At 67.3% G+C, this 16,294-nt stretch carries 12 protein-coding genes and 1 tRNA gene; 3 read left to right on the top strand and 10 right to left on the bottom strand.

Going from position 1 to position 16,294, the window contains the following annotated elements; translation table 11 throughout:
• Positions 1–12: 12 nt before the first annotated feature.
• The 6 genes from P3102_RS07795 to P3102_RS07770 all read right to left on the bottom strand — a co-directional run bounded on the left by P3102_RS07795 (position 13) and on the right by P3102_RS07770 (position 7,683).
• Entirely contained in the window at positions 13–609 is a 597-nt protein-coding gene (locus tag P3102_RS07795; RefSeq protein ID WP_276367731.1) for a hypothetical protein, read from the bottom strand.
• Positions 606–2,231: a VWA domain-containing protein gene (locus tag P3102_RS07790; RefSeq protein ID WP_276367730.1), complete on the bottom strand. Its 1,626-nt coding sequence runs from the start codon at positions 2,229–2,231 to the stop codon at positions 606–608. Before P3102_RS07790 ends, P3102_RS07795 begins: the two co-directional genes overlap by 4 nt.
• Positions 2,228–3,382, bottom strand: a complete 1,155-nt coding sequence (locus tag P3102_RS07785; protein ID WP_276367728.1) for a toxic anion resistance protein — start codon at positions 3,380–3,382, stop codon at positions 2,228–2,230. The genes P3102_RS07790 and P3102_RS07785 overlap by 4 nt, the downstream gene beginning before the upstream one ends.
• Complete coding sequence (locus P3102_RS07780; RefSeq protein ID WP_276367727.1) at positions 3,382–4,470, bottom strand: hypothetical protein; 1,089 nt, start codon at positions 4,468–4,470, stop codon at positions 3,382–3,384. Before P3102_RS07780 ends, P3102_RS07785 begins: the two co-directional genes overlap by 1 nt.
• A 139-nt stretch (positions 4,471–4,609) precedes the next feature.
• Positions 4,610–6,031, bottom strand: coding sequence for an ATP-binding protein (locus P3102_RS07775; RefSeq protein ID WP_276367725.1), 1,422 nt, complete (start codon positions 6,029–6,031; stop codon positions 4,610–4,612).
• Complete coding sequence (locus P3102_RS07770) at positions 6,028–7,683, bottom strand: FAD-dependent oxidoreductase (RefSeq protein WP_276367724.1); 1,656 nt, start codon at positions 7,681–7,683, stop codon at positions 6,028–6,030. The genes P3102_RS07775 and P3102_RS07770 overlap by 4 nt, the downstream gene beginning before the upstream one ends.
• A gap of 25 nt (positions 7,684–7,708) precedes the next feature.
• Here P3102_RS07770 and P3102_RS07765 point away from each other — a divergent pair, with 25 nt between their 5' ends.
• Complete coding sequence (locus tag P3102_RS07765; protein WP_276367722.1) at positions 7,709–8,434, top strand: hypothetical protein; 726 nt, start codon at positions 7,709–7,711, stop codon at positions 8,432–8,434.
• Here P3102_RS07765 and P3102_RS07760 read toward each other — a convergent pair.
• Positions 8,421–8,975, bottom strand: a complete 555-nt coding sequence (locus P3102_RS07760; RefSeq protein ID WP_276367720.1) for a DUF308 domain-containing protein — start codon at positions 8,973–8,975, stop codon at positions 8,421–8,423. The genes P3102_RS07765 and P3102_RS07760 overlap by 14 nt on opposite strands.
• A gap of 275 nt (positions 8,976–9,250) precedes the next feature.
• Between P3102_RS07760 and P3102_RS07755 the strand changes: the two genes are divergently transcribed.
• Positions 9,251–9,323 (top strand) — tRNA-Ala (locus P3102_RS07755).
• Between the two features lie 509 nt (positions 9,324–9,832).
• Here the strand turns inward: P3102_RS07755 and P3102_RS07750 are convergent.
• The 3 genes from P3102_RS07750 to P3102_RS07740 form a co-directional block, all read right to left on the bottom strand.
• On the bottom strand, positions 9,833–10,633 hold the full coding sequence (locus P3102_RS07750) for a DUF1828 domain-containing protein (protein WP_276367718.1): 801 nt from the start codon (positions 10,631–10,633) through the stop codon (positions 9,833–9,835).
• Between the two features lie 1,104 nt (positions 10,634–11,737).
• Positions 11,738–11,941 carry a cold-shock protein gene (locus P3102_RS07745; protein ID WP_276367717.1) on the bottom strand — a complete coding sequence of 68 codons (204 nt, stop codon included), beginning with the start codon at positions 11,939–11,941 and terminating at the stop codon, positions 11,738–11,740.
• An 853-nt stretch (positions 11,942–12,794) separates the two neighbouring features.
• Positions 12,795–15,698 (bottom strand): BTAD domain-containing putative transcriptional regulator, encoded by a 2,904-nt coding sequence (locus tag P3102_RS07740; protein ID WP_276367715.1) that lies wholly within the window; start codon positions 15,696–15,698, stop codon positions 12,795–12,797.
• A gap of 109 nt (positions 15,699–15,807) precedes the next feature.
• Between P3102_RS07740 and P3102_RS07735 the strand changes: the two genes are divergently transcribed.
• Positions 15,808–16,239 (top strand): hypothetical protein, encoded by a 432-nt coding sequence (locus P3102_RS07735; protein WP_276367713.1) that lies wholly within the window; start codon positions 15,808–15,810, stop codon positions 16,237–16,239.
• Positions 16,240–16,294: the final 55 nt, after the last annotated feature.

Here is a 16,294-nt window from a genome sequence, read left to right as displayed (position 1 = left end):
TGATCGGGACACCTAGGCGGATTCGCCGCGCTCACGCAGATATCGCGTGTGATCGGCCTGCTGGTGGACGTCGCCCGCGTAGAACCGTTCCGCGATGCGATGCGCTTCGGTCTCCAGCAGCTCCAGTTGTGCCAGGAGTTCTTCGGACGCGCTCGGCTCGCCGCTCGCGCGCCGCCGGGCGGCGAACCACCACGGCAGGTTGAGGTAGGTCTCCACGGACAGCGGCAGATCCGTCCGTGCCAGCCGGGTGACGGCGTGCCGGACGTCCGGGTTGGCCGCCCAGCGCTCCGGTCGCGAAAGCACATCTTCGAGCACGCCGGCGATCCGCCGGACACCGTCCACAGCGGACTCCGGCATCCGCTGGGCCCGCGCGGCCACCTTGTTCACCAGCGAGCCGAGATCCGCGCGCAGCCGATCGGCCTCGGCCTCGGCGGCGGGGGAGACCAGCCGGACCCGTTCGGGCGGCGCGAGCAGGGCGAACACCGTGTACAGCCCGGCGACCACCACCGGCCACAACGCGCCGACGACGCCGGTCAGGTACAGCGCGAGCCCGATCAGCCCGCCGACGCAGCCGGCGAGGTTCTTCGTGGAGCCGAGGTACCGGATCACTGGTATCCGCGGATTTCCTGGAACACCTTGGGCAGGACGTCACCACGCGCGTCGAACACGTTGCCGCCGGTGCGTTTCGCCACCTCGCCGAGTTCGGCTGAGTCTCCTTCCCCGAAGATCACGGTGAACACCGGGATCTGCCGCACCGCCTCCGGCAGCGACGGGAACCGCAGCTGGAAGTCCGCGAACGTGGAACCGTTCGCGTTCTGCCCGTCGGTCATCAGCACGATCGAGGTGAACCGATCGGGGTCGCGCGCGACCAAAGGTCCCGTGATGTCGTGCGCACGCTGGAGGCTGTCGTAGATCGCCGTGCCGCCGTTCGCGTCGAGGCCTTCGGCGAAGCGCTTGATCTTGTCCAACGTCGGCTGGGGATCGCCTTCCGGGACGACGAAGGTCGCCGGGCTGCCGGGCACGGTGTCGAACGGCAGCATCGTGACCTCTTCGCGGCTGCGGAACCGGCGGTACCGGCCGGTCAGCGAACCGTCGGCGCCGGTCAGCCCGATCAGCGCGGTGCGCAGCGACTCGATCCGGTCACCCGACATGGACCCGGAGGTGTCGAGCACGTACAGCGTCCGCGACGGACGCCGGATCTTGTCGAAGTAGGCACCCAGCAACGCGTCGACCGAGTCCTGCGTCGCCGGGAACGGCAACTCGACGAGGTCCTTCCGCGCGAACTGTGGCCCGAGTGGAACACCGGGCACGACGGGGCGGCGTTGCGTGGTCTCCATGATCTTGCGCTGCGTGTCCGGCGTGCGCAGCCGTTCGGCCAGCTTGCGATGCGCGTCCCGCGCGTCGGGATTGGCGCTCTGCAACAGGGTCAGCGGATAATCGGCGGTGACGACGCCGTCGGAGGGGTACACCAGCGTCAGCGGTTCGGGGAGCTTCCCGGTCGCGTTCATCGACAGCAGGACGGACTCGTAGTTGATCAGCCCGTCGACCTTCTTGCCGGGATCCTGCCCGCTCGCCCGGCGCTGGTATGCCTCGGAAAGCCAGCCCGACGAACCCGCGGACATCGCCTGCGCGCTGAAGAACTCGGTCAGTTTCGGGGTGACGGTCGCGATCTGCCGCGCGTCGACGGCGTTGCCCGCTCCCGCGAGCGCCGAAGCCACCCCGACGAGTGCCGAGAAACCCGAGTTCGACGCCGACGGGTCGGTCATGCCGTAGGTGAAGGCCTTCTTCCCGGCCTGCTCGGCGATCTCGCCCCAGCCCACCGGCCGCCCGGCCCAGCCGAGCCGCTGCGCCGCCGACGCGGACAGGCCGAGCACCACCGGTGAACTCATGATCTTCACCTGTTCACCCAGCCGTTTCGCGGCCTCCGGAACCGCCGCGGGGTACCGGTTCGACGAGAACCAGACGGCGTCGTACTGGCCGTCCGCCTTCCCGCTGCCCAGGGTTTCGACGCCTTCCAGCGTCCCGGTGAACTGGAACTTCACCTTGACCCCGGTCGCCGCCGCCTCCTGCTCCAGCAACGGCTGCAGGTCGGCCAGCTCACTGCCCGCGAGCACCCTCAACGTATCCGGCTCGGCCTCCCCCAGGCCACCGGTTCCGCCTTCGCTCGAATCGCAGGAAACCAGCGACAACGCGCAAAGCGCGCTGACCGCCAAGATCGTCCAGCGTTTCACGATGCCCCCTCGGCCGTCGCCGTCTCGTGAGAGCGGCGCAGATGGTCTTCGGCTCGCCGGATCTCCCCGGACAGCGCCTCCACGGTCATCGCCATCGTCGAGACGGCCCCCGCCTTGAACTCGTCGATCGCGTCGATGCTCCGGTGGATCCGCTCGAACGACTCGCGGATCGTCGCCACCGCCACCGCCGGATCACTGCCCGCGCGCCGGATCTCGGCGCTGCGCAGTTCCAGCATTTCGGCGTTGGCCCTGAGCAGCCCCTCGGTCGTGGCCTGTACGGCCCGCACCTCGTCGAGGACGTCGCGCTGCCCGGCGAGCGCGCCGCTCACCAGCAGCGCGACCCGGAGTGCCGCGACCGTGGTCGACACCGCCCGCTCGATTCCTCGGATCAGCTCGTCGTTGTTGCGCCGCACCAGATCCAGCGCCAGATAGCCCTGCGCGCTCACCGCGAGCTGGGTCAGCAGATCCTGGTGCCGCTGCCGGATCGGATGCAGTGCGTCGGCCCGCAGCGACTTGGCTCGCGCGGGGTCGGTGAAGTCGAAGATCCCGGCCTGGCGCTCGACCGCGGTGTCGACGGCTTCGGCGAACGCGGCCGCTTCCGACAGCTTGCCGAGCGTCGCCCACAGCCGCTCGCGCTCACCCTTGAGCGCGGCGTTGTCCCGCCGCAGGACGTCCTGTCGCGCACGCAGGTCCAGTATCAGCGCGTTCACCGGCTCGTTGGCCGCGCGGTAGCGCTCCAGCGCCTTCTTCGCGCTGCCCGCGACCGGGATCAGCCCCATCAGTTTGCGGCCGGTGATCGGCAGTTTCGCCGGGTCGATCTCCGCCACGGCCCGCCGGAGCCCGGCCAGGCTCACCGTCGCCTGCTGGTGCGGTGACCCGATTTCCGCCAGCGCCCGCGTCGAGCGGTCCAGCAGGGCGCCCGCCACGGTCGCCGCCGCCCGCATGTCGGACTCGCCGACCGCGAGCAGCTCGTCCAGCACGCGGGTGAACTCCGGGGACCGGACGTCGAGCGCTTCGAGGCGCCGGGCGAAACCCTCCGCGCGCTTCACGACCTCGGCGTGCACCTCCGGTGCGAGCGTGACCAGGCCCGCGGCCCGCTCGGCCGGGATCGCCTCCACCGGTTCGGGAGGAGTGAGCGTGAAATCGTCCATCAGTACTGTTTCTTCACGGCGTCGAGCAGGCGCTCCAGCGTCTCGAACGACGGCGGCTCGACGGCGTCCACCAGATCCGCGGGCACCGGCGCCTTGGCCGCGGCGACGACGTCGCTGAACAACCGCGGGTTCCCGGTGCGGAAGCCGAAGGTGGCGGCGAGCCTTCCCAGTTCCGGGTCGGTCGCCAGCAGCCTGCCCACCTGGTCGCCGTTCGGTTTCAACGGGACCAGCGTGTGCTTCGAGTACACCGTCGGCGCCGTGTAGAGCAGGCGCATGTCCGGCCGGATCGAGCCGTCCGCGCGGACCAGCCGGTCGACGAACTGGGACTCGTAGATCAGCGCCATCGGCGTCTTGCCCATGCCCGCGGCGAGGTAGTCCTCGAACGGGCCTTCGGTGCTGTTCTGCGTGTAACCCTGGTCGATGAACAGCTTCGACACCGAGGGCAGCACCTTCGCCTCGGCCTCCGGCGTGCTGACCACGTTGTTGCCGTTGGCGACGAAGGAAACGATCGACAGGTACATCGCCGCCGAGTTCGATTCGCGCGGATCCGTGGTCGTGACCAGTACGTTCTTGCGGGCCGGGAAGGCGGTGTTGCCGGGGAGCTGGTCCCAGCGCGTGCCCCGCTGCGCGAGTTCGAGGTACTTCGCGACGTCGAGCACCTGGTAGTCCCCGGCGCCCTTGCGCACCATCCCGTTGGCGTTCAACAGGTTGACGATCGGCTCGAAGGTCGCGATCGCCATCGGTGACTGGAACGGCGTGTGCACGCCGGTCACCTTGTGGTCGCGCTGGATCCGCTGCGCGGCCGGCGACGAAGACGGGAAGGCGAACTCGTACTTCCCGAGGTCCATGCTCGCGATCTGCCGTGAACCGGCGGTGTCGACCTCGACCTTCAGCCCATGCCGGGCGAACGCTTCCACCACCCGCCGGTCGGAGAAGAAGGCCAGCTTCTCCGATCCGATGACACCGCGCACCGTGGTCGAATCCGGCCCCTGTGCGGTGTTTTCGTCACCGCCGCGGCCCCGGACGATCACGGCGACCACGGCCAGCAGCAGCACCACTGCCAGGCCGATCGACAGACGGCGTTTCACCGGCCCACCCCCTCGTTCACCGGCTCGATCTTTCAGCCCGTTCGACTCTTTTGACGCGCGGGTGAGCCATTTCGAAATGAACGATCGATGAACGAAAGAAGTCGTCAGTTTCTGCCGAACCGTTGGGATGGAAGGAAAATCAGATCACGGACTGCTCCGAGACCGGCAGGCGCACGGTGAACCGCGTGTCACCCGGCACCGAATCGACCCGGAGGTCGCCCAGGTGCCGTTCGACGACGATGCGCCAGGAGATGTCCAGGCCGAGCCCGGTCCCCTGTCCCACCGGTTTCGTGGTGAAGAACGGCTCGAAGATCCGCTGCCGCACCTCCGCCGGGATCCCGGGTCCGGTGTCGCCGATCTCGACGTGCACGTGATCGTTCACCCGGGACGTCCGGAGGGTCAGCGTGCCCTCGGACCCTATGGCGCCGAGCGCGTTGTCGATGACGTTCGTCCACACCTGGTTCAGCTCGCCCGCGTACGCCGGGATCCTCGGCACCGCGTGGTCGTAGTCCTTGACGATCCGGATTCCCGGCCCGATCTTGCCGGCGAGCATGACGAGGGTGGAGTCGAGTCCTTCGTGGACGTCGATCCACTGGTGTGGCGCGCGATCCATCTGGGAGTACTGCTTGGCCTTGCCGACCAGCACCGAGACGCGGGTGGTCGAATCCTCGATCTCGCCCATCAGCATCTCGGTTTCGAGCGCGTACGCCAGCCACCGGACGGCGCCGTCGAGGAAGGTCTCCCCCACCGAGTCCAGCAACCGGTTCAGATCCGGCACGGTCAGGCCCGCGCGGACGTAGATGTCGGCGAGGTCCCAGCCCTGGTCGATGCCGTGGCCGTCGAACCAGTCACCGATCTCGTCCTCGCGGTCGGCCTGCTGCATCGCGGACAGCTTCGGCGCCGAGGCGACCTGCTCGACCAGCTGTTCCTGGATCTCGAGCAACTGCTCCAGCAGCGCCGGGTCGACGTTCTTCTTCGCCAGCATCGCGAGTTTGTGCCGCATCCCGGCGACCCGCTCCCGCAGCGACGCCGTCGCCCGGACCGCCGCCGCGGCCGGGTTGTTGAGTTCGTGGGTCAACCCGGCGGACAGTTCGCCGAGCGCCAGCAGCCGCCGCCGCGAACCGATCACGGTGTCGCTGTTGCGCCAGCCGAGGTACATGCCCTCCAGCAGATGCGTCGCCATCGGGAACCAGCGGCGGAACTCGGTGGCGAACTCGGCCGCGGGCAAGGTCAGGAAGGTGAGATCGCTGACCGCGTGCACCGAAGCGCCGTAGGTGTGTTCGGTCTCCTGGTGCACGAAGAACTGCGTCGCACCGCAGTAGGCGCCGCGCTGATCGGACCGGATCGTCTCGACCTCGGTGCCGCCGACGAGCCGCGTCATCCGCAACGCCCCCGACAGCAGCAGGTAGAAGCAGGTGGCGGGCTCCCCTTCGCGCATGACCGTGGTGCCGCCGCTGTACTGCTCCACCACGGCGTGCTCGTCGATCCAGTCGAGCTGCTCGTCACCGAGATGCTCGAACAGGAAGAGCCCGCGCAGTTCCTCCCTGGGCAGAACGCTCACTGTTCCTCCAGATAACGGTGGACGAGGGTGACCGCCATGGCGCCTTCGCCCACGGCCGACGCGACACGCTTCACCGACGCCGCCCGCACGTCGCCCGCCACGAACACGCCGGGGACGGACGACTCCAGGTAGTGCGGGTCGCGGTCCAGCGGCCAGCCCGGCGGCGGGCCGCCGTCGGTGAGCAGATCGGGGCCGGTCCGCACGAAACCGTGGTCGTCTCGCTGGATCTCCGTGCCGAGCCAGTCGGTGCGCGGCGCGGCGCCGATGAAGATGAAGAGGTGACCGGTGGGGACGGTCTCCGTGGTGGAGCCGTTCTCGCACAGGGTCAGCCGTTCGAGGTGATCGTCGCCGTGCGCCTCGACCACGGTGGTCCGGGTGCGGACGTGGATGTTCCCGATCCCGGCGATCTGCTCGATCAGGTAGTGCGACATCGACGCTTCGAGCGACTGGCCGCGGACGAGGATGGTGACGTCGGTGGCGTGCTTGGAGAAGAACACCGCCGCCTGGCCAGCGGAGTTCGCGCCGCCCACGATGTACACGTGCTCGCCCTTGCACTCGGGCGCTTCGGTGGCGGCGGAGCCGTAGTACACACCGCGGCCGGCGAGCTCGGCGACTCCGGGAGCCTCCAGCGCCCGATAGGTGACGCCACTGGCCAGCACCACGGAATGCGCGGCGATCTCGGTCCCGTCGCCGAACATGACCACGCGCGCCGAACCGCGTGCTTCGAGTCCGACGACGTCGCGGGCGGTGAGCACCTCGGCGCCGAACTTGAGTGCCTGCCGCCGCGCACGGTCGGTGAGCTGCGCGCCGGAGACGCCGTCGGGGAAGCCGAGATAGTTCTCGATGCGGGAACTGGTGCCCGCCTGCCCGCCGGTCGCCTTGCGCTCGACGATGACGGTGCGCAGCCCCTCCGACGCGCCGTACACGGCCGCCCCGAGCCCGGCGGGCCCGCCGCCGATCACGATCAGGTCGTAGAACTCCCGCACGGGCCGGGTGGACAGGCCGACGGCGTCGGCGAGTTCGGGCCCGGACGGCTGCCGCAGCACCGTGCCGTCCGGCGTGACCAGCACCGGGATGTCCTGCGGTGTCGCGTCCGCGGCGTCGAGGATCCGGCGGCCCTCGTCGTCGTCCACGGAGTACCAGCGGTACGGCACGGCGTTGCGCGCCAGGAAGTCGCGCAGGTGGAACGACGGCGACGAGTACCGATGGCCGATGAGCTTGATCTCGTCGACCGGCCGCTCCCCCACCGCGCGCCAGGTCTCCACCAGCGCGTCGATGACCGGGTACAGCTTCTCCTCCGGCGGATTCCACGGCTTGAGGAGGTAGTGGTCGACGTCGACGACGTTGATCGCCCGGATCGCGGCGTCGGTGTCGGCGTAGGCGGTCAGCAGCGCGCGGCGGGCGTGCGGGAACAGGTCCATCGCCTTTTCGAGGAAGACGATGCCGTCCATCTGCGGCATCCGGTAGTCGGCGAGGATCGCGGCCACGGCGTCGCCGCGCAGCTTGATTTCGCGCAGCGCTTCGAGGGCGTCGGCGCCGGAATCGGCCCGGATGATCCGATAGTCCTTCCCGTACCTCCTGCGCAGGTCGCGGGCGACCGAACGGGACACGGCGGGATCGTCGTCGACGGTCAAGAGGATCGGCTGGCTCACCTGATCAGCCTATTACGTTCGAACCATGCTGATCGAAGCCGAAGAAGTCGTCCATGCCCGTGCCGTGATCGCCTGTGAGGCGGCCACGTCCGCGGGGCTCGCCGGCCGCTTCGCCGCCTGGCGCGAGGACGGGCTGCTGATGGTCATGGCCACGGCGCCGGAGTTGCGGTTCCTGCGCACGATCTCCGGGATCACCGAGGACAACCTGCCCCGGGCCGTCCGGCTCGCCGGGGCGTCGTGCTGGGACGGCGACCCGCCGACGCTGGTGCTGCCGCCGGGGCTGCCCCACGGCACCGGTCTCGTACCCGCCGGTGTCCGTCCGATCGCGACCCTTCCGCTCACCGGACTCGCGACCGAGGACGCGGACGTCGAAGACGCGCCGGACATCGACGTCTTCCTCGGCATCCTGCTCGAAGGGTACGAAAGCGGCGACGCCGTGACCTCGTTCATCGCCGCCGAGCACGCCGATCCGCGGCTCCGGCGGTCGCTGCTCATCGAGGACGGTGTACCGATTTCCGCCGCGGCCCTGAGCGCGCACGGATCCGGTGTCGTCCTCGGTGGGTCCGCCACCCCACGGGCTCATCGCGGCAAAGGAGCACAGGCGCGGTTGCTCCGCCACAACCTGACCGCAGCCGCCCGCGAAGGCCGCCGCTTCGCCGTCGCGACCGCGGCGGAAGGGTCGCCGAGCCTGTCGAACCTGCGCCGCGCCGGGGCACGGATCCACGCGCGACAGGCGTTCAGGCTCGGGTGAGTTTTCGCAGGCGGAAGGCCAAGACGAGCAATATCACGCCGTACAGCAGGGCATAGATCCCGACCAGGAGCGCGATCCCGTAGGCGCCGGCGATCGGGTTGACCACGATCACGACGCCCGCGATCAGCGAAAGCGCACCCGCCGCGATGAGGAACGCCTCACCCTCGATCTGCTTGCGCAACCGGATCGCCGCGACGATCTCGACGATGCCGGTGAAGATCGCCCAGAAGCCGACCAGCAGCGCCAGCACGAGCACCGTGATCCCCGGCCAGATCAGGACCAGGACACCGGCGATGATCCCGAGGGCACCGAGGACCCCGTAGGCGGCGCGATGAGCGGCGTCCCCCGGCCGGAAGGCCTGCATGAGACCGCCGATGCCGTCGATGATCGCGTAGATGCCGTAGATGATCGCGAGGGCGAGGACCGTGGCTCCCGGCCAGATCAACGCGAGGATGCCGAACAGGATGGCGAAACCCCCGCGCAGGGCGGCGAGCGGCCAGGCGAGGCGGGGTTCGACGACGGTGAGACCGACGAGAGGCATTACCCGAGTATCGGAGCGCCCAGAGACTCGCGCGCGGCACGCCACCCGTCCGGGGGAGGCGGTACGCCGCGACCGCCCTCCCGAGGTATGACCAGGTCGGCCCCGTTCGATTCGAACTCGGCCTTCACCCTGCCAAGGTAACGATCAATAAGTACAAACATGCAGGTCAAAGCAGGTTCTATGGTTCGAGGAAGCACGGGATGACCCCCGCGTGAACGGCTCCAGCGGGCGGTGTAATGTATGGACACACGAGATGCGGAGAACAAAGCCGCTCCGGGGCTATGGCGCAGCTGGTAGCGCACCTCACTGGCAGTGAGGGGGTCAGGGGTTCGAGTCCCCTTAGCTCCACAGTGACGAAACACCGCCCACCTGGCACATAAGCCGGGGTAGGGCGGTTTTTTCGTTCCACCTCACGTTGAGAATTGACACGCCGAACTTCAGTTACTGTTCAGTAGCTGGAGCAAATCTGGAGCACGCCGTCCCGCCCCCGCCAAATGGGGTCACATCGTCTGCTCCAGCTATGTAACCCGACCGGGTGGTCTACCCGTGGCCCCCGCAGCGATACGAACCCATCAACGCCGGTGAGTTGCAGATTCCCTCGGATTAAAAGAGCTCAGCCATGTTGCCTAGTGGCGTTCAGTACCAAATTCTGCCAGTTTGTGCAGGTCAACGCCAGTCTTCGCCATAGACCGAGTGCCAGCCTGTACCGACGCGTGTCGGGCTCTACGTCGGCAACCGAGCCCAATCGGAGACGACGTGGCCCCTGCGACAAGCAGGGAGATGACTGCAAAGCTCTGACCTGAATGTTTACACGTGCCGCCCTCCATGTACCCGCCATACGCACGTGGTTCCGAACCTTAGAAGCGAGGGAGCTTTCCTCCGAGGCGTGCCAATCGACTACTGAGTTTGGACTGAACGTCACCTTGCTCGTCATAGAAGGCAACGTCCGTTACCTCGCTCAACTCCTGGAGGACGCTACTGGACCACGAGTCACGTCGGCCGGCCGCGACCGCGAGCACGCGTTCACGCGGCACTTGCGTGTGCTTGAACACGTAGTAACAGTGCTCGGCAGCTTGATCGCGGTTGCTTGCTCCCATCGCCTGCACGTAAACGCGGTTATCCACGTCAGGACCGACAGCGGCTGTGACCTGCCTAGTGCGGCCCGAGGACTGCGGCAGAGGAGCGTTGGGTGTCACTTGCTCCGGAGTGCTTGCGATTGCACTGATGGTGCGCACGACTCGATCTCTAAAACGAACTGGGCGTCGGTCGCTGGCGAGCCAGCGTAACTGATCGACTCGGAGCACGGCCTCGGCAACGTTGAGGACGAGTCGGCCCACTTGCGAGCCCTCGCCCCAGCCGCCAACCACGCCCTCATCAGTAGCCATTGACTGTGATCCCAGATTCGCCACTGAACGAGTCCATGCTTCGGCTACACGAGGGGCGTCAAGATCCAGGTCGGCCATATGGAGACGCATAGCAGTCGTCCCCTGATCCGACACGCGGACACCGCCCTCGTACGGCTCAACGAACAGAGTGATCAGATCATTGTCGTAGAAGGCGAGCGGAAGCGTCAGGAGATGCCCGTGCCCATATTCACGTACATCGATCACGTCGTTGACCTGCGACAACAGGCTTGCCTTGATCTTTGATCCGTCCACGGTTCTCACCTCCTCGGCTCCGTCCAGTATCCCTCGGGTAGCTCGATGAAGCACTCTGAAGCGAACGCCTCGAACACCTGCCGGTAGGTGCCCTCGGCGACCGTTGGCCCCAACGGTACCGGCGGGATGTCATCCGGTACATAGGTGCTCTCAGACCCAGTCTGAGGGATGTATGTGTGCTTATGGGTCGTATTGGGCGGAAGCCCGCGGTGATCATCGTTTATGTCAAGACGCCGAACAGGAACCTCGTTGACCAGGTACTGAACATGAAATCGGTCAGGACGAGCGGTCACGAAGTACACCCGCAAAGTCCCGTCGGAGCATTCCTCAACCTCAGTGTGAACCTGGAGCACCCCCTGCATCGTCGTGGGCTTCAGGGACGTCCAGAGCACTTGCCCTTGCGCGCGTGCGCGACTCAAATCCGACAGAAGGGTATTGATCGCTGCCGACGACAGTGCGCCTGCGGTGTAGCTGCCCAAGTTGCCGCCCCTCACCCGATCCCGCTTTCACCATACGTCGCAGACCGTTGGCTACTGGTTACGCGTCCACCGCTGCGCTGACCCCATCGCCCGGTTAGGGCGGCGACTCAACATAGGGCCATTCCGCCGTCCTGCCACCGCAAGCCAAACGGTGGACTGCACAACGCATGGACAAGGCGAGCCGCATCCCTCACAGCTCGGTGGTCTTCCGCGACACAGACCAGAAACTGACCCCCGCCGACAGCTGGACGGTGATGGCTGGCCGTGCGCTCGGCCCCCTGCTGATTGCACTCGCTGCCCTGGCAATCCGTGCCCGCGTCAAGCGATAGCAACTACTGGCCATCTTCGCCGATGGGCCTCATCAAGAGCACGGTAGCCCGCCGCCCGTAGCTAACCCTGATGAGCTGGCCTGCCGTCTCGGACACAGCGTTCCTCAGAAGCGTCACGAAACCTCCGACCCAGCCGAACAGCAGCTAGAAGCCCCGCTGAACAGAACTTCGGCGCGGTACCAAGACCTGATTCCTGGGAACACTGCGCTGACGGGGCGCCGCACTCCGTCTGCTCAGGGACCCCGACGGTCCCGACGGCCGCGCCCAACTCAGGCGAGGGCCGTCGGACCGAAGCATCAGATAGCGGTGACGCCCTGGGCCTGCGGACCCTTCTGCCCCTGGCCGATCTCGAACTCCACGCGCTGCCCCTCATCCAGGGACTTGAAACCGTTCCCCTGGATTTCCGAGTAGTGCACGAACACGTCCGGCCCGCCACCGTCCTGCTCGATGAAGCCGAAACCCTTTTCGCTGTTGAACCACTTCACACTGCCCTGAGCCATACTCTTCTACCTGCTCTTCATCGTGCGCCAGAACTCTGACGATGCCCTGATCTTGAAGCAATTGTCGCAGGCATCAAGCCATCTGCGCATCCGTTGACTCGAGGCCGGCGCGATCACCACCACTTGGCCCATCGTGCGTCGGCGGGCACCACCTTCGCTTCCAGCTGATGCGTGCACGGGTGTGGTGCCGCTGGCCCGGGTCTGGCCCAGAAGGCGATCGAAGTGGGGTCACGGTCGATCGGCAGGATCGTCCACTGGTACCGCGGTCCTCGGGCGGCTGCCGCGGCGACGAGAACAGAGCCCGCGCCTCGGCGGCGGTGTTTTTCCCCGATTTCGATGTGGACGAAGATCGCGCGTCGGTCGATCGGGAAGAGGGAGAGCTGGACTTCACCGAAGGTCGTGTGCCGCAGCCGCAGCTGGATAACACCAATCCCGGCGGGCGTCGATGGGCGGAGCAGGACGAGGCGGAGCCCGTACTCGTCGACTTGGCCCTCGGTGACGTGCCGTGCAGGAGTGGGGTCGATTTGCGCCCAGAGTCCACCACGGCGGGAAGGGCGTGACAGGCTTCGCAGAGCCACTCGGTGCGCGGTAGTCCTGTGACCAGCTCTGCCTGACGCCCTCGACCTCGAGCTTGTGTCCCCCAGGCCAGAGGGTCGTTGTCCCGATGCCAGGGCGGATGGGGACCTCGAGGGTGCGCCATGTAGGGTCCCGCCGCCGATGACATGTTGGTGTTCGTTGACCTGTAGGTATCTGGGCTGTCTCACGGTGATGTCACCATGATCAGTCTCATAGGCCGTGACACTTCTTCAATTGCCCAAGCTCCGGGAGAAGGTCCCAGGGTAGCTGGACGCGCTCAGGGTTGCCGCCTTCCATCGTGGTCGGCGGAGGCGGGCTTGTTCGTCCTGTTCGACTCCGCAGTCGAACCAAGGTCGTCGAGTTGCCGTTGCAGGCGGGCGGCGTCTTCGTCGCGGCCTTGTTCCCGGTACAGCTCCAGTGCCTCCCGCCACACCGCGCCAGCCTGTACGTGCTGGCCGAGAGTGATGTGCGGGCTGCCCAGCCCGTCGAGAGTCTCGGCGAGTTCGTAGGCGTTTCCGAGATCGCGGAACAGGATGAGGGCCTGCTGGTAATGGCGGATGGCCTGCTCGTGGTGGCCGGCGTGGTGCTCGATGTACCCCAGGCTGTCCAAGACATGCGCTGCACCGTGGGGCTCGGGGTGACGGCGGTACAGGGCGAGCGCGGCGTAGCAGTAGTCGCGGGCCTGGTCGTAGTCTCCGAGCCGGGCGCTGTACCAGCCCACCGCGTTGAGCATCCAGGCCTCCCACACAGGGTTGCCAATGATGCGGAAAAAGCCCAGGGCATGGCTGGCGTGCTCCAGTGCCTGCCGGTCGTCCCCCCGCAGCTCGCACGCCCACGCGAGCGCCTGGTAGGCGTGGGCCTGGTTGGTGCGGTCGTGGTGATGTTCGGCCAGGGTGAGGGCCTGGTGCAGGTGCTCGATCGCCTCGTCGTGCAGCTCCAGCTCGGCGTAGGCGTAGCCGAGGTAACGGTGCGCCGCGGTGTGGGCGATGGGCTCGTGGAGATTACCGGCGGCGGTCAGCGCAGCTTGCCAGACGGCGAGCCGGTCGTGCCGATGTCCCCGCCGGTGATGGAAGGTGGTCAGGGTCCATGCCAGCCGCCATACGGCCTGGTGCCAATGGTGGGTAGCGGCGATGTGCTGGGTAGCCAGCAGACAGGGGTATTCGATGTCGAACCAGGCAAGCGCGGCCGGAGTGTCGGGCAGCGTGAGGGGATGACAGTTCGGAACGGACGGGTCGAACTCCATAGGCTGGCGATGGGGTTCCAGGAGCCGGTCGGCGGTATGGGCGGTGTGCAGATAGAAGTCGACCACCCGCCGCAACGCAGCCTCCCTCACATCACCACGGAGGTTGTCATGCGCGGTGGCGGCGGCGTAGCCGCGGATCAGGTCGTGCATGGTGTATCGGCTGCGGGGCTGGCGGGTCAGCAGCGATGCGTCCTCCAGCGCGCCCAGAATCTTGCTGGTGTGCAGTTGAGATAGTCCGGTCAGACTGGCTGCAGCGGGCAGCCCGACGTCGGGGCCGGGAGCGATGCCCAGAAGTGCGAACACGGTGCGTTGTTCGTTTTTAAGGCGGCGCAGGGACCACGAGAGGACGGCGGGCAGGCTGGCCGCGGGGTCGGTGTCGTGGTCGAGCATTTCCAAATCTAGCTCGCGCAGCTCTGCGGTGATCTCGGCCAGCGGGATGCCGGGGCGGGTGCTGGCGTCGCGAGCGGCGATCGTCAGTGCCAGCGGATAACCCCCGCACAACTCGACCAACTCGTCGACGGCGCTGGCCTCTGCAGCGACACGGTCTGCGCCGAGGCGTGCGGCCAGCAGGGCGCGAGCCTCCTGTGGGGTGAGTACGTCCAGGGTCAGGTGACGGGCGCCGTATCTGTCGATCAGCGAGGCAAGCCTGGTGCGGCCGGTGATCAGCACGGTACAGGCCGGGCTGCCCGGCAGCAGAGGGACGACCTGCTCGGCGGCGGCCGCGTTGTCCAGCACGATCAGCATCCGCCGGCCCGCGACCAGGCTCCGGTATAGCGCGGCCTGCGCGTCCAGGTCGGTCGGGATGCGGCCGGGATCGATCCCCAGGGCGTCGAGGAACCTGCGCACTGCTACCTCGGGAGCCATCGGCTCTTGGGTGGGGCTGAATCCGTGCAGATCCACGAACAGCTGTCCGTCGGGGAACTGTTCGGCGTGGCGGTGCGCCCACGCCAGGGCCAGCCAGGTCTTGCCGATCCCGCCCGCCCCGCCGATCGCCGAGATCAATACTGTTCCGGCGGTCCGGGTCCCTGAACCGGTCCCAGACCGCAGCGGGTTCTCATCCGGCCCAGCGGTCAGCGCTTCGTCCAGGCGGTCCAGTTCGGTGTCGCGGCCGGTGAACCACCGTGGTGGCGCAGGCAAATGCCGGGGCACCGGCTGCTCCGCCTTCGCCGCCGTCCCACGCGTGGTCGACGTCGAGGGTGGGGCGAGGGCGAGGTCGGTGCCGAGGATGCGCTGATGCAGGTCCCGCAGTGCGGTGCCGGGCTCGGTGCCCAGTTGCTCGATCAGCCGGGCACGCAGTTGCCGGTAGTGGGCCAGCGCGTCGGTGGTGCGCCCGGCGCGGTACAAGGCGAGCATGAACTGGGCGGCGACGCGTTCGTCCACGTCTTCCTGTTCCACCAGTGCGAACAGTTCGGGCAACACCTCCGTGTGCCGGCCGCAGCACAACGCAACGTCGATACGGTCGAGCCTGGCGGCGACGCGTTCCCGCTCGAGGCCGGCGCGAACAGCAGCCAGCCACTGGGTGTCCAACCCAGCGAACGGCTCACCCCGCCACAGCCCCGTCGCCTCCTCCAGCAGCACCAGCGCCCGCACGTCGTCTGCGTCGCGGGCCTGCTGTACGAGGTGACGGAACCGGAGCAGGTCCACCGCCTCCGGATCCACCTCCAGCACGTACCCACCGCCCCGCCGCACGACTGCGACATCACCAGCCGGCGTCAGCACCTGTCGTAGCCGCGACACGTAGTTGCTCGCCACCTGCCGAGCTTTGTACGGCAACCGATCCGCCCACACACGGTCCAGCAACTGCTCCATCGTGACGACTCGATTGGCCTCCACCAGCAGAACCGCTAGTACACACCGCTGGCGCGCGTGACCAACCTCCACCATCCGGCCGTCGACCCGCAGCTCGACCTGCCCGAGCACACGCAGCTCTGTCACCACGATGCCCACCTCCCCAGGCCCCTTCTTACTCCGCCCGCACACCGTCTTACGACCGCTGACCAGGCGATTGCCAGAACATGGTGACGCCACGACGAATCAGGAGTCCACGGTGTTCATCACGTCCGTATCAGCCGACGTGACCAACAGCGAAGGAGAAGTCATGGTTCGAACGGCACAACGTGCGATGGTGTTCTGTGCGGCGCTCGCCGCCGTGGGGGCAGCCCTGACCACTCCGGCACAGGCCGCAGGCGCAGATTCCGCGGCCCCTGCTGCGGTCACCAGTGACGTGACGACGCTGTCGAAGACCTGTCGCACTGTGAAGGACATCAACCCCTGGACCTACATCAGCGGGAGTTGCAAGCGCAGCGCGCTGCTCCCGAAAGAGTTCTACAGTGCCTGGCTGACGTGCGTGGATGTCCGCATCAACAGGCAGTATCCCGTATTCGGAACCCAATACATGGCACCGTGGGGTTTCTACGGTTCCACGTCCACCGCGCGATGCGACCCAGGTGACTACGCGATCGCCGGAGGCGTTTCATAGTTTCGACGTTGATCGGTCGGCTGCTGGGGAACGGCTCGGAGTTCGTTCGCCGTGA

This window comes from Amycolatopsis sp. QT-25, assembly GCF_029369745.1.
In the GTDB taxonomy this organism is placed as follows: domain Bacteria; phylum Actinomycetota; class Actinomycetes; order Mycobacteriales; family Pseudonocardiaceae; genus Amycolatopsis.
Note: the sequence above shows the minus strand (reverse complement) of the source record. Positions and strands in the feature narration are given on the sequence as shown.